This window comes from Bacteroides sp. 1001302B_160321_D4 (assembly GCF_015667765.1).
GTDB lineage: Bacteria > Bacteroidota > Bacteroidia > Bacteroidales > Bacteroidaceae > Bacteroides > Bacteroides xylanisolvens.
In genome coordinates, this window is sequence record NZ_JADPLO010000031.1 from 60,317 (window position 1) to 67,839 (window position 7,523).

The following is a 7,523-nucleotide window of genomic DNA, read 5'->3' on the forward strand; positions in this document are numbered from 1 at the left end:
TTGTAATCGGTTATCTCTCTCCTTTCCGCCATTCATTCATATATTCGCGAGGGGACTGATTATATTTTTTCCGGAAACACTTACTATAATATCCCGAATCCTTGAATCCGACAGCAAAAGCAATTTCGGAAACACTTAAATCCGTATTTTTAATCAGTTCGATAGATTTATTCAAACGAATCTCTTTTACCAGGTCGACGGGTGCCAGGCCGGTAAGACTCTTCAGTTTCTTGAAGAATGCCGAACGGCTCAATCCGATACCGGATGCTATGGTGTCAATGTTAAAGTCACTGTCGTCCATATTTTCTTCAATGACCTGATGTATCTTTTCGAGAAACTGCACGTCTTTCTTTACCAAAAATTGTTCGTAGCTGTCTTCTTCGGTCGTCGTCTGGTTTTCCATTTGCTGACGGATTCGTTCACGGAACAGTTTCCGTTCGGCAAGCAACTGGTCGATACGTGCCAACAGATATTCCTTACTGAAAGGTTTGGTGATGTAGGCGTTCGCCCCTAAAGTGATCGCTTTGGTCTTGGCGCCTTCATCATTCTTCGCAGTCAGGATAATGACAGGGATATGGCTGATTTGGAAATCTTTGCGGATGGATTGCAACATTTCAAGCCCATCCATTTCGGGCATCATCTGATCGGTCACCACAATATCCGGATGATACAGATGTATTTTCTTCAAACCTTCCACTCCGTTATTAGCAATATGGATATTAAACTTGTCTTCCAACTGAAGCTTTATCAACTGGCAAAGGTCTTTGTTATCTTCCACCAACAGAAGGGTCGGTAATGAAGCGTCGATTTCCGGTTCTTCTTCCTCCGTACCGTCTTCGGATATGGCATTTGCAACAGGATCTTGTTCTACCGCAATAGGGGCTGTCTCCGTATCTCCCACATAGAAATCTACTTCCGACGGGCGGTAATGCTCCTTATCCATCAGGAGTTCCACAATAAACACCGCTCCTTGTCCTTCGGGACTTTCGGCACGAATCTGTCCGTGATGCAGATTGACGATCTCTTTTGAAAGTGCCAATCCGATACCCGTGCCCTGATAATAGGAGTTTTTCGCGTTCTCTCCTTGCGAGAAGCGTTCGAAAATCTCGGTCAGTTTATTTTGTGGAATACCTACTCCGTTATCTTCCACCCGTACGTAACAACGTTTACCGTCGTCTGTCAATCCGGTAGTTATATAAATACTTCCTCCGGAATGAGTGAATTTGAATGCGTTGGATATGATGTTGCGGATAACAATGCTCATTTTTTCCTTGTCCGCCCATACCATAATCGGTTCATCCGGCAACTGGAAAGTAAAACTGATCTCGTTTTCTTCGGAAAGTACCCGGAATTCTTTCTGGAAAGAAGCTATCATCTCATTAAAATCAATTAATGACACATGCAAACGCATCTTGCCGTTCTGAATCTTCCGGAAATCAAGGATCTGATTCACTAATTGCAGCATTTGATTGGTGTTCTTCTCCATCAGATCCACATATTGCAATCCTTTCGGAGAGAGCTTTTCGCGTTCTCTTAGTTCCTGTATCGGACCTTTTATCAATGTCAAAGGAGTGCGCAATTCATGGGAGATATTGGTAAAGAACTTGATTTTCATCTCTGATACCTTCTGCTCGATATAAATATCATTCTTCATTTTGAGCATGAAGAAAGCCAGGCGCAGGCTGAAATAGAGAGCTGCCAAACCTAGAATTACATATATAAGGGTTGCCCACCAGCTCAACCACCACGGTGGAAGGATAGTGATGGCCAGTGTACAGTTGGAAACCAGCTCCGGATTGGCTTCATCTACGGTTTCTACACGGAATGTATAGTCGCCGGGAGGTACGTTGGTATAAGAAGCGATACGATTCTTTCCGTTATAATGCCATTCTTTTTCATATCCTTCAAGTATATATCGGTAAGATACCCGGTTCTGATTATAGAAATTCAATGCGGCAAATTCAATCGTGAACATGGATTGATTGTAGTTCAGTTCGATTGCTTTGGCGTATGTGATGGATTCTTTCAGAATCGGACATTCGCGGAAACTACGCAGATCGCGGTTGGAAACTTTAAAGTCAACAATACGTGTATCGTAGTTCGTATGCAATGTTTCCAGTTTGTCGGGAGAGAATGTCAGGATTCCCTGCCGGGTACCAATCCACAAGTCTCCATTCAAGGTACGGAGGGCACTACCCTCTTCCAGCTCTACGTTCAGGAAACCGTCGTATTTGTCGTAGTTACGAAACTGTTCGGTAGCCTTATTGAAGCAGGACAAGCCAATTTCCGTTGTAAACCACAAGTTGCCGTTTTTATCTTCTACGATGGATTTGACTACATCATTATTCATTCCTTCGCGTATGCCGTATGATTTGAAGATCGGTTCACGCTTTTCTTTATCATAGCGGACTAATTTATTCAAACCGCCTCCGAATACACTTACCCAGATTTGCGAATCAGTATCTTTGTAGAGTACATAAATATCGTTATCCGCTACGTTTGAATTTTCGCTGACCTGGCGGTACGTTTCAAACTGGATCTGTTCGGGGGTAGTGAAATGTCCGTCGAAAGACATCAGACCATCCATTGTTCCTACCCAAATACGTCCGTCTTCATCTTCCGTCATGGTACGTACCTCCATATAAAGACCGTATGCAGGATATTGTTTCAAGCCATTGTATTTATGTATAAAGGTAATTGCTCCGTTCTCTTCGGAAATTAGATTCAGACCTCCTCCCAGTAATCCTACCCAAATGCGTCCCTGGCTGTCCTGATAGGTAAAGTACACATCGTTGTTACTGATAGAATTCGGATTCTTGGGGTCATTGATATAACGGGTAAAACGCAACCCGTGCGGTGAATTCATGTCCGGTTCGGCTTTAACAAGCCCGTTTCCTTTGGTGGAAAACCAAAGATTACCGTCTTTGTCTTCCATAATATGATATACGGCTCCTAACAGATAGTTCTTATCCGAGAAGATTTGTTTCACTTGTCCGTTACGATCTAGGCGATACAGGGCTTGCCAGCGGGTTCCTACCCAAATATCCCCATTTTGCGCCTGGAAGAGAGCACGTATTCCCTGATTCCAAGAAGTCGATCTCTCGGGCACCACCGGAGATGGAGAAACTTCTGTCAGCAGTTGGAATTGCTTCTTGGGGAAATTAAGCCTGTATACTCCGCTGCTCGTAGATGCCAGCCAAAGGATGCCATCTTTATCCAGCAGAAGATGGAAGAAAAGCTGATTGGGAAGATCGTCGGAGAAAGGCTTCAATTGGTTGATACGGGTCATTTCCAGTTTCTCCCTGTCGAATAGAAGAATTTCCCCTCCCGGAGTCATAAAGAACATGCCTTGTTCGCCGGCATCCTGCATTTCAAAATTGCCGATTGCGTTCTGATTGGGGAATGTAAAGCGGTGATGGCTCCTGTTCAGGGGATCATAATAGGTCAATGCCTGGTTACCCTCCTGAAACCATACCTTATCATATTTATCATAGAATATAATTCCATTGTCCTTTTCGGGGATGGTAAAGGGGAGCTTGGTCAACTGTTTGTAGCCGATATTGTACTCGTATGCTCCTTCGTTGGTGGTAATGTACATCAGACCGGATTCCGTTACCAGCAAATTAGAAACCGGCTGTTTGATTTCCGGTATCTCGTAACGGTTGACCACTCCGTTTTGCGGATCAATGCTATAAATGTGGCCTTTCTTGTCTCCCAACCATAAGAATTTAGAATTATAGGAGGCACAAGTAAACTGATCGGGGTTAGCAGATACTTTTTTCTGTATAAAGTCGGCAGGTTTGTCTTTCAGCGCTTCCCCTTTCCGTAGGGACAGAATCTGATAATCCATACCGATCCAATTGATAAATTCGGCTGTTTCGCAGAATATGTTGTGTTTCAGACGCATGTCGTACACGTTCACGTTAGGACGCGAATCATGCAATTGTTTCATCGTTATTTTACCTTCCTTGTCGGTGTACGCACGCAAAAGACTTTTATCTTTTGTCAGCAACAATACGTCGCCGTCTTCGGTCGTCTGAATCTTGATAATCTGAATGTTCTCGGAATATTCTTTCACATCATCGTAGACGACGTGAAAGCTCTCATGCCGTTTATCGAACAGATAGAGTTTACGGTCGATAGTCTTAATCCACAGAAAACCATTCTTATCTTCTACGATGCGCTGAATTTTACGCGGCGGAATGTCTGGGGAATAAAAGCCGTCATGATTATCGTAGGAACGGAATTTACTTCCGTCAAAGCTGCATAGTCCATACCAGGTACCGAACCAGATAAATCCGTCTTGTCCTTTTAATGTACAGTTTACGATATTATTAGGCAAACCACGTTCAGCCGTGTAGTGTTCTACAATCATATTTGGATAGGCAAAAGCATACATGCCTATCATGGATAGTAATAGTATTAGAATATTCCGTTTTCTCATTGATGGCTATAATTGGAATTAAACGTACTCAAAGATAGTCTTTTTTTTTGAATAGTGCTTTAGTAACATATAAAAAACAAGTTGGCAGGTCACCCCGCTAATCACTAATCACTAACCTGCTAATCACTTTATCGTACTATTTTTCAGTTCCAAATTCAGTCTGTTGACGTTCTACTTCATCCAACACTCGTTGGCGTTCTTCCTCTGTCAGTTGTACTTTTCCTTCAGATGATCCCTTGGCCGGGTTTGCATTGAGAGTGGATGGTGTTGTCCTTTGTATTTCATAAGTCTGTTCCTCATAGCAGAAAGGAAGTTCTGCAGGAACACTTTCCAGTTCAATTTCAGTAGCTGTCGGAGCTTGAGTACCCTCAAACTGTACGCGGGCTTTCACCTTTATTTTTCCGGCTTTCCGGGTAGAACGAATCAACACCGGAGCGGAGCCGAACTCCACCGCACGGGGATTAGCGCCAATAGTAGCATCTCCGATGATTTCTCCTTCACCTTCTACCGTGAAAACGATATTCTCTTTTGCCAGACGGCGCACATTCCCACTATCATCGGTTACTTCAGCAACTACGACGATAAAGTCGGAGCCATCAGCTATCAGGTTCACTTTTTGAGTATCTACATAAAGACGTAGTTTGGTGGAACGTCGGGAAGGCATTTTCTTTTGAGTGCATACCACTTTTCCGTTGATGATTCCTTCGGCAACCATGTTCACTTTTTGCCAGTTCTTTTGAGTATAGCTATATCCGCGTGCTTCCCAAAAGTCCCAGACATTCTTGAATATAACGGGAGCATTCGGCATGTGCCCTTTGGCATGAATCACCGGTTTTGTCCAGGTTTTCGTTCCATCATAAATAGAAAGACGGACTGAATCACAGTTTGTGAATACAACTACGTCCTTATCGGAGAACTGCGACATTTCATGAGCAATGAATATCATCGGGCCACATTCTGCCAATGGGTGTTGGAGGCTGGCCGGCGACTGGCTGCGAAATACTTCATACGCATATTTCTTCTGACGGAAAGCATCATAAATACCGCCCCAATAAGGATCCGGATGGTAACCACGCTGATGGTCGAACGGATGCCATTGGGCGCCACCGATAAATAAACCGGTCGTGCGGTACATCTCGTCATAGCTCTTTGCCAAGGACATAGCCTGTACCAGTAACGGGCGTTCTCCCCAACTGCGGCTGGCACGGTTATTATTGTTGTGAGCATACCAGTCGTCTACATTCTCCCCGAATTCACGGGTAAAGATACATTGCTCCGGCTTGTCTTCCTTTTCATCATCACCCGGCCAGCCATAAACAACGTCATAATGCTCTTTCACTCCGGCCGAATGGACATCGGCAGCAGCTACCGGACGTCCCGGATAGGGATATTCTTCTTTGGTAATCTCAAGAGCTTTCAAGGCAAAATCGAGCGGATAGCGGGTTTCATTCAAGATGGGTTCCCACATCAATACGGAAGGGTGATTACGGTCACGACGAATCATTTCGCGGGTATTCTGATGAACCAACTCCCCGAATTTCGGGTCTTTGTTCCAGTACTGCCATCCCGGAGTAGCGACAATCACGAACAAACCGAGCTCGTCACAGGCATCCATAAAGGCAGGGTCTTGGGGATAGTGGGCTACCCTAATAATGGTACATCCGGCATCACGCAGACGTTTGGCGTCACGCCATTGCTGTGAGTTCGGCAAAGCATTGCCTACGTATGCAAAATCCTGATGGCGATTGGCTCCTACCAGTTGCCCGAAAGGTTTGCCATTCAGCCAGAATCCGTCTTTACCACGGAATTCTGCCAGACGAATACCGACACGGGTAATGCCTCCGTCAATGGATTTATTTCCTTTTTTAATACGTGATTGTACCCTATATAAATAAGGTGTATCCGGTGACCAAAGAGTAGGATTCTTTACTTCCATCTGTTGACGGATGGATTTCTTCTCTCCCGGCTTTAAAGAAAGTTTTCCTGAACTGCGTTTGATTACTTTTCCATCCGCATCTGTCAAAGTCGTTTCTACAGTGACTGACTCGGAACGGGCGTCGTCATTCTGAACTTCGGTGTTTACATATACCTGCGCACTCTTTTCACTGATCTTATCAAAATGAACGAATACACCTCCACCGCCAACGATTTGTGAATCAATAGCGTCAGTAATAGCTACCGGAGATTTGGCAATCATCCATACATCACGATAAATGCCACCATGATAAGCAAAGTCTAATGTATATTGACGTTTTCCGGGAGGATAGGATTTGTCATCACTGTTGTCCGTGAAAACAGCGAGCAGACAGGAGTCTCCGGCTTGTACGCCATTGGCGGTCAAGTCTAAAGTAAAAGGCAGATAACCTCCCAGATGTTCCTGAATGCGTTTACCATTCAGATAAAGAATCTGTTTGCCCATAGCTGCTTCAAAATGAAGCACTACCCGTTGCCCTTTTGTTTCGGCGGGGAGGACAAAGTGTTTACGGTACCAAGCCGGTCCCTGATAATTGCGGCATCCGCTTCCTTCGGCCGGCATCAACTCTACGGTATGAGGGGTGGAAACGACATTCCAGGAACGGTCATCGAAGTTTACCGCTTCTGCTCCCCGGACATCGCCTCTGAAAAAGCGCCATCCCGGATTGAAATTATAGACTTGTCGCCCGCTACCGGGAAGCTGGATGAATCCGGCAACCGATGTCTCGGGACGGTAAGTTTCTGTAGCCTGCCCTTTTTCTATCAAGGAAAATAGCAACAGAAAAGCTGATAAGATGATAAATGGTCTTTTATTCATAATTCTTTATTTATATATTTCATTCGTTAAATGGGAATTTATTGGTTAAATGAGAATTTTGCAGTTAAATGAGAATTTTGCAGTTAGGCTGAAAGCCTTACAATTATATATTTATTGGGGTGCCCTGAAAGGGCTTAATTATATAGCGTAGGGCAACGCCCTACGAAAAAAACACACCAGCCACAAGCCCTGAAAGGGCGGAACCGTATACAATTATGCCCTTTCAGGGCGCAAATTCAGATTGTCGTTTTTACGTAGGGCGTTGCCCTACGCTATATAATTAAGCCC

At 44.4% G+C, this 7,523-nt stretch carries 2 protein-coding genes; both read right to left on the bottom strand.

What is annotated here, in order from left to right; translation table 11 throughout:
- Positions 1–10: 10 nt before the first annotated feature.
- Positions 11–4,444: a two-component regulator propeller domain-containing protein gene (locus KFO40_RS13300; RefSeq protein ID WP_368032937.1), complete on the bottom strand. Its 4,434-nt coding sequence runs from the start codon at positions 4,442–4,444 to the stop codon at positions 11–13.
- Between the two features lie 136 nt (positions 4,445–4,580).
- Positions 4,581–7,235 (bottom strand): glycoside hydrolase family 2 protein, encoded by a 2,655-nt coding sequence (locus tag KFO40_RS13305; RefSeq protein ID WP_211146449.1) that lies wholly within the window; start codon positions 7,233–7,235, stop codon positions 4,581–4,583.
- Between the last annotated feature and the right edge of the window lie 288 nt (positions 7,236–7,523).